The 19666-nt window shown below is 57.8% G+C and carries 17 protein-coding genes and 1 pseudogene; 8 read left to right on the top strand and 10 right to left on the bottom strand.

Going from position 1 to position 19666, the window contains the following annotated elements:
• The first annotated feature begins 10 nt into the window (after positions 1-10).
• From B9A13_RS09490 to B9A13_RS09525, 7 genes and pseudogenes are all read left to right on the top strand, one after another.
• The gene (locus B9A13_RS09490) at positions 11-937 is read left to right on the top strand and encodes a hypothetical protein (RefSeq protein ID WP_084234908.1); all 927 of its coding nucleotides are present in this window, start codon (positions 11-13) and stop codon (positions 935-937) included.
• A gap of 863 nt (positions 938-1800) precedes the next feature.
• Positions 1801-2319, top strand: coding sequence for a hypothetical protein (locus tag B9A13_RS09495; RefSeq protein WP_084234909.1), 519 nt, complete (start codon positions 1801-1803; stop codon positions 2317-2319).
• A gap of 980 nt (positions 2320-3299) precedes the next feature.
• Positions 3300-4430 (top strand): annotated as a pseudogene (locus tag B9A13_RS09500) (V-type ATP synthase subunit A); the annotation flags it as partial.
• Entirely contained in the window at positions 4427-5803 is a 1377-nt protein-coding gene (locus B9A13_RS09505) for a V-type ATP synthase subunit B (RefSeq protein ID WP_084234910.1), read from the top strand. The pseudogene B9A13_RS09500 and the gene B9A13_RS09505, both read left to right, overlap by 4 nt.
• Before the next feature lie 15 nt (positions 5804-5818).
• The gene (locus B9A13_RS09510; protein WP_084234911.1) at positions 5819-6481 is read left to right on the top strand and encodes a V-type ATP synthase subunit D; all 663 of its coding nucleotides are present in this window, start codon (positions 5819-5821) and stop codon (positions 6479-6481) included.
• Positions 6482-7158: 677 nt separating this feature from the next.
• Complete coding sequence (locus tag B9A13_RS09520) at positions 7159-8538, top strand: short-chain fatty acid transporter (RefSeq protein WP_084234913.1); 1380 nt, start codon at positions 7159-7161, stop codon at positions 8536-8538.
• Between the two features lie 448 nt (positions 8539-8986).
• Positions 8987-9472 carry a deoxycytidylate deaminase gene (locus B9A13_RS09525; protein WP_084234914.1) on the top strand — a complete coding sequence of 162 codons (486 nt, stop codon included), beginning with the start codon at positions 8987-8989 and terminating at the stop codon, positions 9470-9472.
• 80 nt (positions 9473-9552) lie between these two features.
• On the opposite strand, the gene rpsR is transcribed toward B9A13_RS09525, so the two are convergent.
• The 10 genes from rpsR to B9A13_RS09575 all read right to left on the bottom strand — a co-directional run bounded on the left by rpsR (position 9553) and on the right by B9A13_RS09575 (position 17975).
• Positions 9553-9801 (bottom strand): 30S ribosomal protein S18, encoded by a 249-nt coding sequence (gene rpsR / locus B9A13_RS09530; RefSeq protein ID WP_084234915.1) that lies wholly within the window; start codon positions 9799-9801, stop codon positions 9553-9555.
• 24 nt (positions 9802-9825) lie between these two features.
• Positions 9826-10260: a single-stranded DNA-binding protein gene (locus tag B9A13_RS09535; protein WP_084234916.1), complete on the bottom strand. Its 435-nt coding sequence runs from the start codon at positions 10258-10260 to the stop codon at positions 9826-9828.
• Between the two features lie 12 nt (positions 10261-10272).
• On the bottom strand, positions 10273-10569 hold the full coding sequence (rpsF, locus tag B9A13_RS09540; protein WP_084234917.1) for a 30S ribosomal protein S6: 297 nt from the start codon (positions 10567-10569) through the stop codon (positions 10273-10275).
• Positions 10570-10726: 157 nt separating this feature from the next.
• Entirely contained in the window at positions 10727-11596 is an 870-nt protein-coding gene (gene galU / locus B9A13_RS09545; RefSeq protein WP_084234918.1) for a UTP--glucose-1-phosphate uridylyltransferase GalU, read from the bottom strand.
• A gap of 110 nt (positions 11597-11706) precedes the next feature.
• Positions 11707-12222 (bottom strand): QueT transporter family protein, encoded by a 516-nt coding sequence (locus B9A13_RS09550; RefSeq protein WP_200809704.1) that lies wholly within the window; start codon positions 12220-12222, stop codon positions 11707-11709.
• 213 nt (positions 12223-12435) lie between these two features.
• Entirely contained in the window at positions 12436-13332 is an 897-nt protein-coding gene (locus tag B9A13_RS09555; protein WP_084234919.1) for an anti-sigma factor family protein, read from the bottom strand.
• Complete coding sequence (locus B9A13_RS09560; protein ID WP_084234920.1) at positions 13319-13951, bottom strand: RNA polymerase sigma factor; 633 nt, start codon at positions 13949-13951, stop codon at positions 13319-13321. Before B9A13_RS09560 ends, B9A13_RS09555 begins: the two co-directional genes overlap by 14 nt.
• Before the next feature lie 4 nt (positions 13952-13955).
• Positions 13956-14924: a tRNA dihydrouridine synthase DusB gene (gene dusB, locus B9A13_RS09565; protein WP_084234974.1), complete on the bottom strand. Its 969-nt coding sequence runs from the start codon at positions 14922-14924 to the stop codon at positions 13956-13958.
• A 319-nt stretch (positions 14925-15243) separates the two neighbouring features.
• Positions 15244-15519, bottom strand: a complete 276-nt coding sequence (locus B9A13_RS09570; RefSeq protein WP_084234921.1) for a translation initiation factor 2 — start codon at positions 15517-15519, stop codon at positions 15244-15246.
• Between the two features lie 95 nt (positions 15520-15614).
• Positions 15615-17975, bottom strand: a complete 2361-nt coding sequence (locus B9A13_RS09575; RefSeq protein WP_242942830.1) for a SpoIIE family protein phosphatase — start codon at positions 17973-17975, stop codon at positions 15615-15617.
• A 253-nt stretch (positions 17976-18228) separates the two neighbouring features.
• Between B9A13_RS09575 and B9A13_RS09580 the strand changes: the two genes are divergently transcribed.
• Complete coding sequence (locus B9A13_RS09580) at positions 18229-19407, top strand: MFS transporter (protein WP_084234923.1); 1179 nt, start codon at positions 18229-18231, stop codon at positions 19405-19407.
• Positions 19408-19666: the final 259 nt, after the last annotated feature.

Raw genomic sequence — 19666 nt, forward strand, 5'->3', positions numbered from 1 at the left:
AATCAAAAGGATGAACCAATTAGCCACCCCAATCGCCGGAACCGCCGCAGCCAAGACGAGAGATACGAAATACGCCCCGCACGGCGTAGGAGACAACACTCCCGGCAAAAAAAACGCAGACGTTCACACAAAAAAGCCCGACAACCACTCCAAAATCCTGAAACTGCAGATCATCCCCGATACGAACAGCCCAAACAAGCCAATAACCCGGAACGGAGCCCTGACGAAACATGGGCTCTCCTCCGGAAAGGAGAAGAAACAGCCAGCACCCACACATCGCATCGACCCCAAAACCCGCAGCCCGAGGGCTAACCACGAAACCAGGACCGCAATCCCTCAACGCCGCGATGCCGAAACCGAAGAACAGAAGAAAGAAAAGCATCCCGACCAGCAGCCCAAGGGCACCAGCATCCCGACCATGGGGGAATGCGACGCCATCCCCTGCCTGCAGCCCCCATACCGGAGGCGCAACAGCCAACCCGAACTAGATAGGCAGAAAGGTACACAGACACAACGACGGAACGCCGCCCCATCCCAACACGACCGCCATCAACAGCGGCCAAACCAGGATGGCAACCACGAAACCCCCTCTTTTCACCGGAACAAACACCGAAAGGACGAACACAACCGCACGAACCGTATTGAAAACAACACAAACCCCAACACACAAGAACCCCAGCGCGAACATGACGAGAGCAGACCACAGCCCCGACCGCAGCCCCCCCAAAGAACGCACCGGAGGCAATCCACTACAGAAAAGGAACGCGGAAACCCCCCGCACCCCCGCAGGAAAAACGCCGAAGAGCAAAAACAACGGCAAACACACCTAGCACACCCAGAATCGAAAAAACGGAGCATCGCGCCCAACCAGGAGAGCATCCACCTGGCACGCCACCAAGCCCGGCACAAACCTCTCGACCAACCAGAAGCCGACTAAGGCGCTCAGAACCAAAAACACCCCCGCCCCAGCCGCCATGCCCGCAAGGAGCAGCACCGAGCAGCACAGGAAGACAAAACCCACCACGGGAAGAACCTACACACCGCCGCCAACCAACCGCGGGCCAAAGACCCCAAGACCACCCCTCGGACCAATCCGGACCACCACCCGGACAGGAAGACCGGGCAGACCCACAGCGAAGGCCATCAGCAAAGCAACAAAACCGAAAAGACGCTAAGACGACGCCAGCGAGAAACCAGGCCACCACAGCGCGCCCAAAAGCTGGGGCCCAAAAGCAACCGCACCCCTCCCCAAAACACCCATGAACCCCGCAGCCACATGGAACCCCCAGCGACACGGAGAAACAAAAAGGAGCATACACCAGCGCAAAGACAAAGGATACACAATACCCATCGAAATCCACCCCAACCCGGTCCCGGGAACGAAAACGGCACACACCACAAAGAACGGAAAGCACACCAAAAGAAACGAAGAACGAGGACGCCACAAAGCCGAACATGGAGAACCGCCACAGCCAACCGTCAACCACATCCACAAACAGAAAAGAAAAAAACCTCGCAAAAGAAAGAAAAAAGAACCATAAAGACCCCCAGAAAAGCGCGACCAAACCAAAAAGGGTAGACACAAACAAAACAAAAAACGAATAACAAAAACCAAAGGCACGGCCCAAGGCAAACACAAAAGACCGAAAAAACGAGAGCCCGGAAACGAAGGCCAGTACAATCCCCGCCAAAAAACCAAAAGAGACCCGACGGCAGTCCAAGAACAGCAACAAGAAGTCCGCCACACCATCAGCCAGCAAGCAACCAAAGGAAAACCTGGCCACGAAAAAAGATCCCCAGATGACCGAGCCGACCCAAGACAGAGCAGAACAAAAGAAAGGCCCGACACGGCAAGAGCCGACGGGAAACAACGGCCTGAACCAACAGAAGCCAAAAAACATCGACCCAGCAAAAAACCGCCAAGCCGAAACCACCCAGAAAAGGCAAAAAAGCCGCGAAGGTTCAAACCGGCCCCCCATTCCAAGCGGCCACAAAAAAACTTCCAGGATCACAACCACCCACACCACCCGCGGCACACTGCAAAAACAATACGCCACCCCACACCAGCGAGACGCGCCCACTGCCGGAACAGCGGCACAGACGGCACCAACCCTCACAGAGATACAGAAACCACAAAACAAAAAACAAAAGGAGGAACCGAAAAAGGAAAAAAAAGCCACCAACAGAAACCAACCAATCGGGGAACATCCTCCCGCCAAAAACGCCAAAACCACCCAAGGGCGAATCAACATCCCAAAACACCATAAAGGCAAAACGCCCAACCCCATTCCACAAACGGCACACGAAACGCAGGTATAAAACACCAAAGCTAGGACACCCGCACACAGGGCCGAGCAATCAAAAGCCCGCAACACACAGCGGAAGGGCCGAGACCACGACGCACGCCACGCACAAACCGCACCGCCTCGCAAAAGGCAGGAACGCCAACAGAAACGCAACAAAAAAGCGGACCAAAAAACCCCACGCAGAGAGCAAACACGAAAAGAACGAGCCAAACACCACGACAAGACTCAGCCCCGGCAAGCAAACACCCAGGCAGAGCGCCAGGGAGACCCCGCAGAGCCCAAGGGAACGGGCCGCACCAGCCGATACCATCCAAAACACACCCACAAAAAAAGCGAAAAAAACAAACGAACAACGCCAGAACTGCAAAAGGAGCACGCCCACTCGGTAGCCACGAACGCCAACCCGAACCCAACAGACCAGACGATCGCCCCCACGGCAAGCACCGCCGGAACGGCCAAAGACCGAAGAGAAACCCAGACCGACCATCAATACAGCCCCAACAGGAGAACGCCCGCCAAGCGCCAAAAGAAACAATCCACACAACAAACACACCCCATACCACCCACCTGGACCAAAGCACCACCAACAACATACACCACCGCACAAACCACCCACCCGAACAAACAAGAGCAAACACAAGCCCCACAAACACAAAAAGCACCGAAGACACCCCCCCGCACCGCGAAAAGAAGTCCACCCGACAGCCCACAAGGCAGGCAGGCGCCAACCTCAGAGACCGAAACAGCACCGGGACCCGGAAGCAAAACCCCCCTCGCCTGCACAAAACCAAGGCGCCCGCGGCCCGGCCACCCAACACATCCGAGAGCAACCCCGGCGAATGTAACGGTACACACCAAATTACCACCCGCACCACCCAGAAGCAAGAGTCCAAAGCTATCACAATAAAAAAGAAACCGCCGGTCAGCCGCACCCGTCCCGATAACAACAAATACCCAACGACCCCGCCGTCCTGAACCAGACAGCACAAAAACGACACCACCTTCCCCAACGCCAACGGCGGAACCGCAAACATCCCAGACCCCTCCGGAACCGGCAAGACAGACCGCCACAATCACTCCGCCAAACACACAAACCCGGAAATCCCGAAATACACCCACAGCGGCGAAAGCACCAACCAGAGGACCGACGTCATCATGGAGATCCCCGAACCAAAGGACCCGCGCACGGGCAAAAACAGCAGAAAGCGTACTGTTTTGATCGCCAACACCTCCGACATGCCCGTGGCGGCCCGTGAGGCTTCCATCTACACCGGAATCACCATCGCCGAGTACTTCCGCGACATGGGTTACGCCGTGGCCGTCATCGCAGACTCCACTTCCCGCTGGGCCGAAGCCCTGCGTGAAATGTCCGGACGTCTGGAGGAAATGCCCGGCGAAGAAGGCTACCCCGCATACCTCGGCACCCGCCTTGCGCAGTTCTATGAGCGCGCCGGCTGCGTTGTCTGCAACGGCAGCGATGACGGCCGCACCGGATCCCTCACCGCCATCGGCGCGGTCTCCCCTCCCGGCGGCGATATTTCCGAGCCGGTTTCCCAGGGCACCATGCGCATCGTAAAGGTTTTCTGGGGCCTCGACTCCGCGCTGGCTTACCGGCGCCACTTCCCCGCCATCAACTGGCTTAACTCCTATTCCCTCTATCTCAACTCCATGAAGGAATGGTTTGACGAGAATATCGGCCGTGAGTTCATGCAGAACCGGGCCAAGGCCATGAGCCTCCTGCAGGAGGAAGCTCAGCTCCAGGAAATCGTCAAACTGGTGGGCCAGGATTCCCTTTCCGCCGCCGACCAGCTGACGTTGGAAACGGCCAAGATGATCCGCGAAGACTTCCTGCAGCAGAACGCCTTCCTGGACATCGACTGGTACTCCTCCTATGACAGGCAGTTCAAGCTTCTGGCGCTCATTCTCAAATACGACAGGCTTTGCCGCGCCGCTTTGGAAAAGGGCGGGGATCTGGAGGCCATGTTCAGCATTCCCAGCCGGGAAAAGATCGGCCGCGCCAAGAGCGTTCCTCCGGAGGAATATCCCGAGGTGTATGCCGGAATTGAGCGCAGCATGGAAGCGGAGATCGAAGCGATCGCCGTGAAAGGAGGCAGTGGAGAATGATCAAGGAATACCGTACCATAAACGAAGTATCCGGCCCGCTGATGGTTGTCCGCAAGGTCGACGGCGTCACATACGACGAACTGGCGGAAATCGAGCTGCCGGACGGTTCCGTCCGCCGGTGCAAGGTGCTGGAAGTGGACGGGGACAACGCCGTGGTTCAGCTCTTTGAAAGCTCCGCAGGCATCAACCTCGCCCAGAGCAAAATCCGTTTCCTGGGCCACAGCCTTGAGCTGGCGGTGTCCGGCGACATGCTGGGCCGGGTGTTCGACGGAATGGGACATCCCATCGACGGCGGCCCCGAGATTCTGGCGGAAGCCCACCGGGATATCAACGGCCTTCCCATGAACCCCGCTGCCCGGGACTACCCCTCCGAGTTCATTCAGACGGGTATCTCCACCATCGACGGCCTGAACACCCTGGTCCGCGGCCAGAAGCTGCCCATCTTCTCCGGATCGGGCCTTCCCCACGCAAATCTGGCAGCACAAATCGCCCGTCAGGCGAAAGTGCTGGGTTCCGACAGCAACTTCGCCGTGGTATTCGCCGCGGTGGGCATCACCTTCGAGGAATCCGAATTCTTCGTTCAGGAATTCCGCCGCACCGGCGCCATCGACCGTACGGTTCTGTTTACCAACCTGGCCGACGACCCCGCCGTCGAGCGTATCGCCACCCCGCGTATGGCTTTGACCGCCGCGGAATACCTGGCTTTCGACCGGGGCATGCACGTTCTGGTCATCATCACCGACATCACCAACTACGCAGAGGCCCTGCGTGAGGTTTCCGCCGCCCGTAAAGAGGTCCCCGGACGCCGCGGCTACCCCGGATACCTGTACACCGACCTTGCCACCATGTATGAGCGGGCCGGCCGCCGCAGGGGCTTTGAAGGCTCCATCACCATGATCCCCATCCTGACGATGCCCGAAGACGACAAGACGCACCCCATTCCGGACCTTACGGGCTACATTACCGAGGGCCAGATCATCCTCTCCCGTGAGCTCTACCGGAAGGGAATCATTCCCCCCGTGGACGTTCTCCCCTCTCTGTCCCGTCTGAAGGACAAGGGCATCGGTGTGGGAAAAACCCGGGAGGATCACTCCGGAACCATGAACCAGCTTTTCGCGGCCTATGCAACCGGCAAAGAGGCCAAGGAGCTCATGACCATCCTGGGCGAATCCGCCCTGAGTTCCACCGATCTTCTCTATGCCAAGTTTGCAGACGAATTTGAAAAGCGCTATGTGGCCCAGGGGAACGACGAAAACCGCTCCATCGATGAAACACTGGATCTCGGCTGGGAGCTTTTGTCCATTCTGCCGGTCACCGAGCTCAAGCGCATCAAGCCGGAGTATATCGAGAAATATCTTCCCAAGAAAAAGTAAGGGAGGAGTGACGTAATGGCTTCCGCAACCGTCAACCCTACCAGAATGGAGCTTACCAAGCTCAAAAACCGTCTGAAAACCGCAACCCGCGGCCATAAACTGCTGAAAGATAAGCGGGATGAGCTGATGAAGCGCTTCCTCGAGATCGTGCGGCAGAACAGGGCCCTGCGGCGCAAGGTGGAAGCGGGCCTTGAACAGGCCAACGCGTCCTTTACCGTGGCCTCCGCCATCATGTCTCCGGAAATGCTGGAGCAGTCGCTTCTCTATCCGAAGCAGAGCGTGGAGCTGAACATGAGTTTTCAGAACATCATGAGCGTGGACGTTCCGATCTACGAGTTTAAAACCAAGAACAGCGATCCCAGTGAAATCTATCCCTACGGCTTTGCCATGACTTCCGGAGAGCTGGATAACGCTCTGGACGCTTTGAGCCATGTGTTCAACGACATGCTGGAGCTTGCCCAGGTGGAAAAAACCATGCAGCTTCTGGCTCAGGATATCGAAAAGACCCGCCGCCGCGTCAACGCTCTGGAATATGTCATGATTCCGGAGATGGAAGAAAAAATCAAGTACATCAGCATGAAGCTGGAGGAAAACGAACGCGGCAATATTACCCGCCTCATGAAGGTCAAGGAAATGATTCTGGAAGAGGCGCACCATTACAACGAACAGGAAGCGTAACCCCGTCACAAGACCGCCGGAGGAAAATTTCCTCCGGTGGTCTTGATTTTATCGAAAGACATTTCGGCCAACGGAAGCATTCTGCCAAATCTCGGCGATCCGAAGTGATTCCGCAGGGGAAGGCTCTTGCCTTCCCTCTTTCGTTTATCCGGCGTCCCTTGCTTTTTATTACAAAATATTGCAGGTATCCTTTGCCAGGATTGGTGTTTCCGCCACAAATATTCTTGACAGATTCCGCCAATGGTTATATCATGATAATGGTATTTTTCAATTCGTTGATCCGGCGTTTCCGGTTCAATCGGAGCTTTTTTATACATATGTTAGATATTTGTATTGCCCGTAGCAGATTCGGCGATGTTTGCACCGCTCCTTTCCCGTTGGGCAACTTTCCCCCTCCTATTCAGCAGAAGGCATCTTTTCTGTAAATTGGGAGGGAATTTTGTACCTTTAAAGAAGCAGCATTCCCTGCTCTTTGTAACGATTAGGCCCGCGTTGAACCGCGGGATTCATTGGCTTATTTTAAAGCTCGAAAAAGCAATGAAAACATCCCTCCGCAGAAGGAGGGGCAGGCCTGATTGTAAACTGCAATGGATGGAGGTGATTTTGGACAGGGACAGCGCGCAGAGACACCGGTCTTTTGAAAGCAAGCAGATTCAAATCGACTGAGGAGGGTAATCATGCGAAACGGTATTCGTAAAGCAATCGAAAAGCTCAATTTCGGCATGGACAAGGTAATCCCGGATTCCTTTATCTTCGCTGTCATACTGACCGTCATCGTCTATCTGATGGGCATTTTAATTGCGAAATCCACTCCCTTTGACATGCTCAAGTACTGGGCCGAGGGATTCTGGAACTTCCTGAGCTTCGGCATGCAGATGACTTTGGTGCTGGCCACCGGCTTCACCCTGGGCACATCCCCCGCTGGCGAAAGATTTTTAAAAACACTTTCAAAAATTCCCAAAAATTCCCTACAGGCGGTTATTTTCATCGCCCTGGTTTCCGCTATTGTAAACACCTTCCATTGGGGCCTTGGAATGATCGTCCCGGCGTTTCTGGTTCGCGAGCTTGCAAAGAACCTTAAACGGCTGGACTTTAAGCTTCTTGTTGCCGCGGCCTATGCGGGCACCATCGGCGGCGGCCTGGGCTTCTCAGGCTCGGAGTTTCTCATCGTCAACGCCAAGGGTCACTTCCTTGAAGCCGTTATGGGCGTTCTGAACTACGGTCTTACTGTTCTGTATCCCGCGCAGATCATTCCGTACGTCATCTGCGTCATCATCCTGGCTCCCCTGCTGTGGTTCCTGGTCCATCCCGCAGAGGAAAAGACTCCTCTTATTGATCCGGCCATACAGAAAAGATTCTTCGATCAGGACGCCAAAGCCGAGGAAGCCAAGGCCAATGCCAAGGCTTTTAAAGACATGACTGTAGCTGAAAAGCTGGATAGCAGCCCCGTGTTCAACCTGCTGGTCTCCGTGCCGGGCTTGATTTACTTTGGATACTGGGTCTCAGTCAACGGTCTTAACATGACCCTGAATATCCTGAACTTCCTTCTTCTGATGCTGGGCATCCTGCTCCACTGGACTCCCAGAAGCATGATCAGCGCTTTCGAGGAGGGCACCAGGAACGCATTCGGCATTGTGCTGCAGTTCCCCTTCTATGCCGGTATTCAGGGCATGATGGGCTCCTCCGGACTGATTGTCATCATAGCCAATGCCTTCGTCAGCATTTCCACTCCTGTTACCTACCCCATCTGGAACTATTTCAGCGCCTCGCTGGTCAACCTCTTCGTCCCGTCCTCCGGCGGCATTTTCATGATTCAGGGGCCTGTTATGATGCAGGCCGGCGCATCCCTTGGCCTGCCGGCCAACGAAACTCTCATTGCATTCACCGCCGGCGAAACCATCAGCAATGTCATCCAGCCGTTCTGGGCGATACCGCTTTTGGGCATCGTCGGCCTGAAGATGCGCGACATCATGGGTTACTGTATCGTGGCGTACATCCTATATACGATCATATACCTCATTTCCTTCGCAACACTTTTTGCCGGCGCAGGAATGTAACCACAAGTTTTTTTCCAAACGGGAGGGCTTTCGCCCTCCCGTTTGAGCTTGTTGAAAGAGGCGGAACACCTTTTTCAACAAAAAACTTGCAGTCTGCCGCGCGCCTCGCCGACCGCCGAAAGCGGACGGTTCGACGCTTGCAGCCTGAGAAGTATTTTCTGGCACGTACACGCCGCGCCCTAAAATGATCTGATTTTATTTCGCCGATCCGGCGGCGAAACTCTGCAAGGCATTTTCGACAGACAGAAAACAAGAGGGCTTTGGCCCTCTCGTTTCCTGTTCTCTTTTTTTATAAACGCAGTTTACGACGATTTTCCGGTTATTCTTGTCAATTACGCAGAAAGGCGCTATACTGTATTAAAGCGGTAAATTTCAGATCCATACCAGTACGACCGCAGCGCAGAGGGCTGTATTTCCACGTCCAATTTTTATTCAAGGAGGCCTCCCTATGGAACGAATCGACAAGGAAAATTATTACCTGGACATTGCCGAAACCGTGCTGGAACGCGCCACCTGCCTTCGGCGCAATTACGGCGCCATCATCGTGCTCAACGATGAAATCGTTTCCACCGGGTACAGCGGTGCGCCCCGGGGCCGGGCAAACTGCGTGGATCTGGGCTACTGCATCCGGGAACAGCTGAAGGTTCCCTCCGGGGAGCGGTACGAACTGTGCCGCTCCGTACACGCGGAAGCAAACGCCATCATTTCCGCGGCGCGGCGCGACATGCTGGGGGCCACCATGTATCTGGTGGGGCGGGACGCCAAGACGGGCGAACTGGTGCAGGACGCCACCTCCTGCTCCATGTGCCGCAGGCTCATCATCAACGCGGGCCTCAAACGGGTGGTGATCCGCAACACAGAGGACTCCTACACCGTCGTAAACGTCAGGGACTGGGTCTTCGAGGACGACTCTCTGCTCAACGGTCTGGGCTGACTGCATTCCCTGCAAACCCCCTCTTTCCGACATGAACATAAAAAACAAACCCCGCCCGGGTCCCGGGCGGGGTTTTCGGCTTATTCGGTGATAAAGGGCAGAAGCGCGATCTGTCTGGCCCTCTTGATGGCCTCGGTCAGCTGACGCTGATGCATGGCGCAAGTCCCTGTCGTTCTGCGGGGCAGAATCTTGGACCGCTCGGAAATATAGCGGCGCAGCTTGACGGTGTCTTTATAATCGATATGCTCCACCTTGTCCACGCAGAAGGTGCAGACCTTCCTGCGCTTGCGGGAGCGCATGTTTTTCTCTCTGTCCGCGGGTGCCGGCATATGTGGTACCTCCTTTTTTCAATATTAGAACGGCAGCTCGCCGTCGTCGTCATCCAGCTCGGAGAACTCCGATCCAATCGGCCCGGACATAGGTTCCTGGGTGGGTGCGCCGTAGCCTGAATGTGCTTCGCCCCGTTCCCTTTTGGAATCGGCGAAGTACACGTTGTCGGCCACGACCTCGGCACTCCTGCGGTTGTTCCCTTCCTTGTCCTTCCAGTCCCGGATCTGGAGACGGCCCACGACGGCCGCCATCTGGCCCTTGAAGAAATACTTGGAAACGAATTCCCCCGTATTCCGCCAGGCCACGATGTCGATAAAGTCGGTGGCCTTATCATCCTTATCCTTGGAATAGTCCCGGTCCACGGCGATGGTAAAGGACGCAACGGCCGTTCCCGTCGGGGTGTGCCGCAGCTCGGGGTCCCGGGTCAGACGACCCATGAGAATCACTCTGTTCAGCATCGGATCCCCCTCCTATTCATCCTTGCAGATTATGAGGGAGCGAAGGATGCCGTCCGTAATCTTGAAAATACGGTCCAGCTCCGCCGGAAACTCCGATCCGCTTTCAAAGGTCATGAGAACGTAATAGCCCTCCAGCAGATCGTTGATGGGGTAGGCCAGTCTGCGCTTCCCCCACTCGTCGATCTCCTTGAGCGTGCCGTGGGTTTCCACCAGGGTCTTGAATTTCTGCACGAGGGCGGGAATGCCCTCTTCTCCCTGGGCCGGATCGATGATATAAAGCACTTCGTAATTTGCGGATACTTTTGCCATGTTTGCACCTCCTTCTGGACATATGGCCCCCGTCCAACCGGGGGCAAGGATTGAATCAGGCGGGAAAATGCCCGTCTGAAGCAGACTGACTAATATATTATACACGATGGGCGGGCCATGTCAAGGAAAACCGCCCCGCTTTGGCGAAATCCGCCGATTACCGCTCCTCCGCCAGCTTTTTCATGTATTCCCTGAGCCAGGGGCCGGCTTCCGGATGCTCCAGTGCAAAATCCAGCGTCGCCTCCAGAAATCCCTTCAGGTTTCCCGTGTCGTATCTCCGGCCTTCGAAATCCACCGCCACCATGGGTTCCCGGTAACAGAGCTCCCGAAGCCCGTCGGTGAGCTGGATCTCCCCGCCGTAGCCGGGAGAGACGGTTTCCAGTATATCGAAGATCGCCGGGGGCAGTACGTAACGGCCCAGGATGGCGTAGTAGGAAAAGACCTGGTCCGGGGTCGGCTTTTCGTTCATGTCCGTCACCCGGAAGATCCTCTCCTCCAGGGGGGATATCTTCAGGGACGAGTACTTTCCGATCGCCTCGGGAGAAACCCGCTGGGTCCCCACGGCGCCGGCGCCGTACTTTTCCGCGGCGTCGATGAGCTGCCGGATCACAGGCTTGCGGGAGCGCATGATGTCGTCCCCCAGAAGCACCGCGAAGGGCTCGTTCCCTGTGAACCGCTTTGCCCGCCAGATGGCGTGTCCCAGCCCCCTGGTCTCCTTCTGACGGACAAAGAAGATGTTGGCCATATCCGCCGCCGCCCGGAGCTTCGGGATCTCCTCCTCCTTGCCGGCGGCCAGAAGCTTCTGCTCCAGTTCGGGGCAGTAGTCGAAGTAGTCCTCCACCGGGGATTTCCCGCGGTTGGTGATGATGAGTATGTCCTCAATGCCGGAAGCCACAGCCTCTTCTATGATGTACTGGAGTACCGGCTTGTCCACCAGGGGCAGCATTTCCTTGGGTATGGTCTTGGTGGCCGGCAGCATCCGGGTGCCGAGTCCCGCGGCGGGAATCACCGCCTTTTTCACTTTCAAACCTAATCCCTCCCATGCTCAGGAGGCGGAAGCAGCCGCCTCCCCGCAGGCTATATTGTATCATATGTGCCCATCCGATTCCAGCGGTTATCCGATTCCGTGCGGCGTTTTCAGCCGGCTTCTCCGTCCTTTTTTGCGGTTATCATTTCACCCAAAAAGCGGATCTTCGGAATCCTGTAGAGAATCGGCAGCCCCAGCGCGTAGCAGGCGATGAGCTCTCCCACCGCCACCTGGAAGCCAATCATCGCAAAGGCGGGCCAGAAGTTGTCCGGGGCCGTCACATAGGCCAAAGTGGCACCCACCACGACGCCGTTGAGTACCACCGGAGGCAGCGGGGCAAGCCAGCGGCTGCGGATTTTCGAGGTGAGATAGCCCGCCGCCAGGGTCGCCAGCGAGCCGAATATGATGTCGATGGGGGTCGCTCCCCCAAGATAGTTGGAAAGAAGACAGCCCACGAAAAGCCCCCACATGGTCTGGGGAAAATAATAGGGCAACACGGTAAGGGCCTCGGAGATGCGGCACTGCAGGGGGCCGAAGGCTATGGGATACACCGCCATGGTGAGCACCACATAGGCCGCGCCTACAACGGCCGCCATCACCAGCTGTTTTGTCGTCATGTTTTTCATCCAAATACCCCCCCTGCCAGGTTTCCGATACCGCTTTCCGTTTCTCCCCGGAATCGGTATCAGACAGTGCCTTATTGTATCACAGCGGGGTAAAAATGCAACCTGTTTTTCCGATTTCCAGCGTATTTCCGCTTATTTCCCCCATTCTGGATCTAAAACCGGGCCTTGGCAAAATTTCGCCAAGGCCCGGTTTTTACAGGTTCCATTTCCGGCTCAGTCCGCCCCGCTCGCTTCGGGATACAGGACGATAATGCCGTTTTCCGCCTCCGGCGAGGTGTTGGGCTCCTGGTCGTAGTATTCGTAGGCTACGCCCGCCTCGTCCAAATCGTCTTTTATCTTCCGGAGATCCTCCGCCGGCAGTATGATATGGCTTTCGGTATCTGTAATCCGGACCGCGTCATAGCCCTCCAGCGCTGCGGGAACTTCTCCCCGGAGGACCAGAATGGCTGAAAAGAAATTGCTGTAAGGCAGCGCCGGCGCCGAGGGAATATTCTTGCCCATGTATGTCATACCCAGGCTGTTTTCTTCTATGGGCGATGACGTTTCGCTTGGTCCGGCCTGCTCATCCGGAGCGGGAACCGCAGCTGTGAATGCCTTCTCCTCGGATGACGCCTGGCCGTTCTCCTCTTTTTCAGACCCGTACGCCGCTGCGTCCTGCGAATCCGTCACGGCAGGGGCCATGGCGCTTCTCAGGGTGTCCTCGCCGCCTCCCGCGTCCGTGTCGGCGCTTCCCGCAGCCGCGTCGGCACTTTCCGCGCCCGAAGTTCCCCGCAGGGCGGAAATATTGTTCACGATGCCGGGGCCCGCCAGAAACACGAGAGCCACCACCGCGGCCGCCGCAACGAAGGTCCCGTAGGCAAAGCGATGGCGTTTATACCGGTTGGGCGCTTTCTCCGCCCGCACCCGGTCCATGATGCCGCCGGCGAGATCCGCGGGAGGCTCCGCCTCCAGCTCTCTCATCCCGCCGCGAATCGCCTCAAACTGGCTGAGAAGCTCCCTGCACTCCGGGCAATTCTCCAGATGCTCTCGTACATCCGCCGCCTCTTCCCGGGACAGCTCGCCGTCCAGATATGCGCTCAAACGCTCTTTGTCAAATTCACACCCGCTCATGCAGTTCACCTCCTTCCGCTTCCTTCGACGAAACGCGGGGGTGAAAGTTCCCCGTGCTCACAAGGAAGCCCCGAAGCTGAACCCTGGCCCTGGAAATACGGGACTTGACGGTTCCCTCCTCCAGCTTGAGAACTTCGGCTATCTCCGCATAGGTCATGGAATCCAGCTCCCGCATGACCAGAATCTGCCTGTGTTCGACCGAAAGAGAGTCCAAGCCCCTTTGGATTTCGTCCAGAATTTCCCGGCGCTCCAGCTCCGTCTCGGGACTGTATCGGAGGTCCGGATATTCCGTCTGATATTCCTCGTCCTCTTCGGAAACCGCGGTCATGGAGACGACCCTGCGCCGCTTCTCTTTCCGCAGAAAATCAATGCAGGCGTTGGAGGCCAGGCGGTAGAGCCAGGTCCCGAAACTGCACTCCATTTTAAACGCGGGCAGACCCCTCCAGGCGCTTAAAAAAGCCTCCTGGGCGAGTTCGCCGGCGTCTTCAGGATTGCCCGCCATACGCAGGGCAAGATTGTATATCCTCTTCTCATGAAGCTTAACCAGCTGTTCAAAGGCCTCCTGGCTTCCCTGCCTCGCCTCGAGTACCAGAAGCCGCTCGTCCTTCTCCTCCGTCATTTCGTCACCTCAGTTCTCTCCGGATCCCCTCGGCTATGCGATAGAGCTCCTCCATTCCCGTCATCTTCATAATCTCGGTTTTATAATACCCCGCATAGGGCACACCCTTCAGATACCAGGCAAAGTGCCGCCGGGCCTCCAGAATGGCGATCTTCTCTCCCTTGTCCCGCACCGCCAGTTCAATCTGGCGCACCGCCGTGTCGCAGCGCCGGGCCAGGGGCGGCAGGGCCGGTATGGGAAGGCCGGCAAGGGCCGCTTCCGCCTGCTGAAAAATCCAGGGGTTTCCGAAAGACCCCCGGCCTATCATCACCATGTCCGCTCCGGTGCGCTTTAAAATCCGGGGCGCGTCCTCGGGGGAAAACACGTCCCCGTTGGCGACGACCGGGATGGACAGTGCCTTTTTAACCTCGGCAATGCTGTCCCAGTCGGCCGAACCCGAGTACATCTGAGAGCGGGTCCTGGCGTGGACGCATACAGCCGAGGCCCCCGCCTGTTCCAGCGTCCTTGCAAACTCCACCACGTTGACGCTGCCCTTGTCCCAGCCCCGCCGGGTTTTCACCGTCACGGGCAGGGAAACGGCCCGCATAACGGCTTCCACGATCCGGGCAGCCTTCTCGGGATCCTTCATCAGGGCGCTGCCGTCTCCGCCAGACACGATCTTGCCCACGGGGCAGCCCATGTTGATATCCAGCACGTCCGCGCCGGAATACTCCGCCGCCAGCGCCGCGCCTTCCGCCATGCAGACGGGGTCGCTGCCGAAAATCTGGACGGCGGCGGGGTGCTCCCCCTCTCCCAGCTTTAAGAGCTGCCGTGTCTTTTTATCCTGATAGCACAGCGCCTTGGCGCTGACCATTTCGGTGCAGGTGTATCCCGCGCCCAATTCCCGGCACACTGTGCGAAACGCCAGGTCGGTAACCCCGGCCATGGGCGCCAGCGCCAGAGGCGATTTAATTTCCACTTTGCCGATGCGCACCAAGCCCAGCCCGTCCTTCCCGCCGTTTTCCCGATCCGGCAAACTGCAGAACCGGACGAGACTATCTTACCACAAGCGGGGCTTTTCTGACAAGCCTTACCCTTCCCGGCAGTCCGCGGCGGGCCCTCCCCGCAGGAAAGGCCCGCCGAATATCGTCTTCTCGTACGGGTATGCGATGAACCAATGATAAAAATCGGCCTGTATTCCGCCCCTCGCCGTTATCCTCCTGGGCGGGCATAGAGCCCGCCGGCGTCGTCTGCCTTGCGGGACGAAAAACATCCTCGATTTTTATTTTTATCGTTCCCATCGCATATCCGTATTACAACAGCGTGACCAGGAGCCATACCGCCGCGGTAACCGCCGCTCCCAGAGCGGCAAAGACAGGCGGGGGCAGGCTTCTCTTTCCGTTCCACCGTTTTCCCACGTTCTTTCGCACATAACCGTTGGCCACTTTGCACGCCTCCTCCATCACCTGCTGCGCGGTGACGCCCCCCTCCTCCGTGGCGCTGACGCGCAGAATGAAAATTGCCTGTTCGAACAGCTGCGGATCGGGGGACTCCACGACAATAATCCGTTTTGCAACGCCCTTGACCACATTCCATCACTCCTTGCCCCAGATGATTCCAGTTTTCCCCCCGCCGGGGGCCAATATTCCAGGACAAGGGCAAAATGTGAAATTTTTCGCTTTTTTCAGCCGGCCGCTTTCCGGGGCCTGTTTTCCAGCCGAAGGGCCAGAACCGTCCTGTCGTCCTCGTTCGTACCGGAAGCCTGGGCCCGCTCCAGAAGGCACCGGGCCAGTTCCCCGGGATCTTCTCCCTCCCAGGAGGCAACGAGGCTCCGGACCCATTCGTCCTGGGCTCCGTCGGACAGGCCGTCGCTTGCCAGGATCACCCAGTCCCCCGCTCCCAGGCGCAGGCGGGTCACGTCGGGAGACGCTCCCGAGCCCAAAGCGCCTGCCGGCATCGCGCTGCAGGTTATGCGGCTGACTCTGCCGCCTTTTCTCACATAGGTGGGAGCGGCCCCGAATTTATAAACCGAGGCATCCCCGCTGAAAAGCCCGATCTTCATGAGGTCCACGGTGTTGCAGCTTGCCTCGTCCCCCCGGAGGGAAAGGGCGGAATTGAGGGTTTTAAGGGCGGGCTCCGGCTCGATTCCGGCCCGGAGAAACCGCTCCATGAGGCGCAGGGTCATGGCGCTCTCCCGCGCCGCGCCCTCTCCGCTTCCCATTCCGTCGGATAAAAGAAGGTACAGCGTCCCGTCGTCGTTTTTAAAGTGAGCGGCGCAGTCCCCGCTGATGGCCTCTCCGCGCTTTCTGGCCGACTCCACGGCTACCTCCGCCCTGAGGGGCTCGGCTTCCAGCAGTATCAGCCTCTGCCACAGCTCTCCCTTCTGCAGCCGGGGCGCCTCCAATGGCACACCCAGGGCCTCCTCCAGGTCCGCCGTGTTTTTGAGCAGCGGTTCCAGATCTTTTCCCTCTATCTCGGCGCGCAGCCGTCCCGTGGGCTCTAAAAACACCATGGCCCGTCCCTTGATCCCCATTCCCTTCAGTCGGAGCTGAAGACTCTTTTCCGCCCTGGGCTCAAAGGACATGTCCCCGCCGATCTCCGCCGCGGTCTCGCTGAGGATTCCGGATAGATCGGCATACTGGAGGCAGACCGCTCTCCTGCTCTCCCGGAGCCGGTTGCCGAACTGACGGCGGTAAAGAAAAGCGGTGAGCTCCTCGTTTGCGGCCGCGAGAAACCGCGTGAAATAGAGGCAGCGGGAGGAAAAGTGCTTCGGGAAATCCTCCGGTGTCCCCCGTCTACGTTTGAGCATGGGACCCACCGCGTCGTTTAACGCGTTGAAGGTGGTCACATAATCCTTTTCCCAGCAAACGGAGGCCAGGGCGCACTTCCGGCAAATCCGGGAGGCGGTCCGGTCGAAAATCACAGCCGCGTCGTTGTCGTTGCTGCGGGGGGCAAAACTCGTTCCGATGGCCTCGTAGAGCTCCCGGAAAGCGGCTGCGCTCTGCTCCAGGCGCCGGGCGGCAAGCTCCCGGGCTTTTGCGGCGGGGCGCTCGTCCGACGTCTCCGTCTGAAACAGCACGTCCCATTTCCGAAGCATTTCCTCCGGCAGCAGAAGGAAAATTCCCGCGGCGATCATGCTCTCATAAAGCAGGGGAAGACGCAGGCTTTCCTCCATGGCCCAGACCATGGTCAGAGCTCCCGCCAGCACAAAGGCTATGGAAGCGAAGGCCTTCCCCTGCCGGCTCACCACGCCGGTGATGAGGCCGGAAAAGGCGTAGGCCACGCTGTAAAAGGGGGTCCCGCCTCCCGCCAGGTCCATAGCCAGCCCCGCCGATATTCCCGTGGCGCTGCCCATGCCGATTCCTCCTCTGGCCGCCGCGACAAGGACCGCCAGGGTGGCCGCCAGCCGCCCCAAAGAGATCCCGGCGGGCAGGGTAACGGTGGCCAGGGCCACCAGGATTCCCATGATCAGTATCAGCATGCTCACCGTCTGCCGAAGTTCCCGGGATTCTTCCATCTCCAGGCTTCCGGGGGATATGGCAATCTTATAAAAATACGCGCATCCCCCCGCCAGGAGGACTTCGGTTGCGAAAAATACCGTTTCCGGCGTAAAAAAGCCTCCGTCGGACAGATACACAAAGCCGGTGCATAACGTCATGGCCCCGGCAATGAGAGGCATAAAAAAGGGCTTTTTATAGATACGGGTGTCGTAAAAGGAAAAGGCCACGGAGAAGATGAGCACCGAGGCCGCCACATATTTGAGGCCCCTCGTAAACCCCATGAACAGCAAGGAGCAGAAGGAAACTCCCAGGAGGGCGGACAGGCCGCTCAGCCCCGCCCCCGAGGCCGCCACAAAGGCCAGACCGAAGGGCGCGTGCCCTCCGAATATCTCCGCCCCGGCCAGGGTTCCCCCCAGAAAAAAGCGGATGAGACACTCCAGGGCCTTCATGAGGGCCGGTCTCTGGAGTACCACGGCCCCCTGTTCCAAAAAATGCCGGCGCATCTGCCCAGCCCGCTGCTTCACATAGCTCGTCCTCATTGACATGTCAACCCCATTCCCGTTCTGAATCGCATGTATTGCCGTCAAACGGCCGGTTTTGCTTTGTGTACCACCCATTATACAGATGTAATTGGTAAAATATGGTCGGGAAATGAAGGAGACATAAAAAAGTGCCGTAAGTTTTCTTTTCGATCTGATTCTTGCGTTTGAGGAGGCCCGGCGGTACAATGGGGAGTGCGGAACCATCTTCCCCCCGCGGAATAACACAGGGAAATTCAGAATGGGTGACCGAAGAATTATGAATAGAAAACGCATTCTCTCCAACATCGCGCTGATCGGGCTCGTAAGCTTTTTTGTGGATATGAGCACGGAAATGGTCTATCCCCTTATTCCTTTGTACCTGACAACGGTGCTTGGGGCGACCCCCGTGGCCGTGGGAATCATCGAGGGAATCGCGGAATCCGCGGCTTCCCTTCTCAAGGCCATGAGCGGCTATCTGGGAGACAGGCGGGAAAATAAGAAGGTCCTGATGCTTGCCGGATATTCGGCTTCCGTCGCGTATAAGATCCTGCTTCTGATCTCCGCCTCCTGGCCGGGGATTCTGGTTGCCAGAGTGGTAGACCGGGTGGGCAAGGGAATCCGGACCGCGCCCAGGGACGCTCTGGTTGCCGAGTCCAGTAACAGCGGAAAGCTGGGAGGGTCTTTCGGGCTTCACAAGGCGCTGGATATGGGTGGCTCCGCCCTGGGAGCGCTCCTAGCATACCTGTTCGTCGCCACCGGCTTCGGCTTCCGCCCCGCCTTTCTTTTTTCCATCCTTCCCGCCGCGGCCGGCATCGCCATTATCCCCGCCGTCCGGGAGCAAAAGGCCGAGCCGGAGGCAGTCCGGCCTGCCCGGGCAAAAAGCGCGATGCCCGGAGGCATACTCCGGGCCTACCTCTTCATCATTTTCCTGTTCTGCCTGGGCAACTCCTCCAACGCCTTTCTTCTCCTGCGGGCGGAGGACCTGGGTTTTTCCGCCTCGGAGACGGTGCTTCTCTATTTTGGGTTCAATCTTTCCGCCTCCCTTCTCTCCATCCCCTTCGGCAGACTTTCCGACAGGCTGGGGAGGAGCAGGATTCTGGTCCCCGGGTATCTCATTTACGGCCTTGTTTACTTCGCCTTCGCCTTTGTATCGTACAAAGGGGCTGTCCCGCTGTTGTTTCTGGCATACGGAGCGTATACGGCTCTCATCAGCGGCGCGGAGCGGGCCTTTGTGGCGGAAAACGCGCCGGAAGGATACAAGGGAACGGCACTGGGCATCTACGGCATGCTCCAGGGCATCGGGCTTCTCTTCGCCTCCCTTCTGGCGGGGCTTCTCTGGGACCGCTTCAGTCCATCGGCACCCTTCATTCTGGGCGGCGTTTTGGGCTGCGTCTCGGCCCTGCTCATCGGCATATTGCTGGGCAGAAGGCAGAACAAAAACTCCACGGCGGCATGACACGGCGGCAGACACCAGATATCTAATAAAAAGGGCTCCCGGCTGCATTCAGCCGGGGGCCTTAGCTTGTCAAAAAAGACGTTCCGCCTTTTTTGACAAAATGGTTTGCAGTCTGCCGCGCGCCTGGCCGTCCGCCGTATGCGGACGGTTCGACGCTTGCAGCCTGAGAAGTATTTTCGGGCACGTACACGCCGCGCCCGAAAATCATCCGATTTTATTTCGCCGCTCCGGCGGCGAAACTCTGCGAGGTTTTTTCGAC

Origin of the sequence: Papillibacter cinnamivorans DSM 12816 (genome assembly GCF_900176335.1) — a bacterium.
In the GTDB taxonomy this organism is placed as follows: Bacteria; Bacillota; Clostridia; order Oscillospirales; family Oscillospiraceae; genus Papillibacter; species Papillibacter cinnamivorans.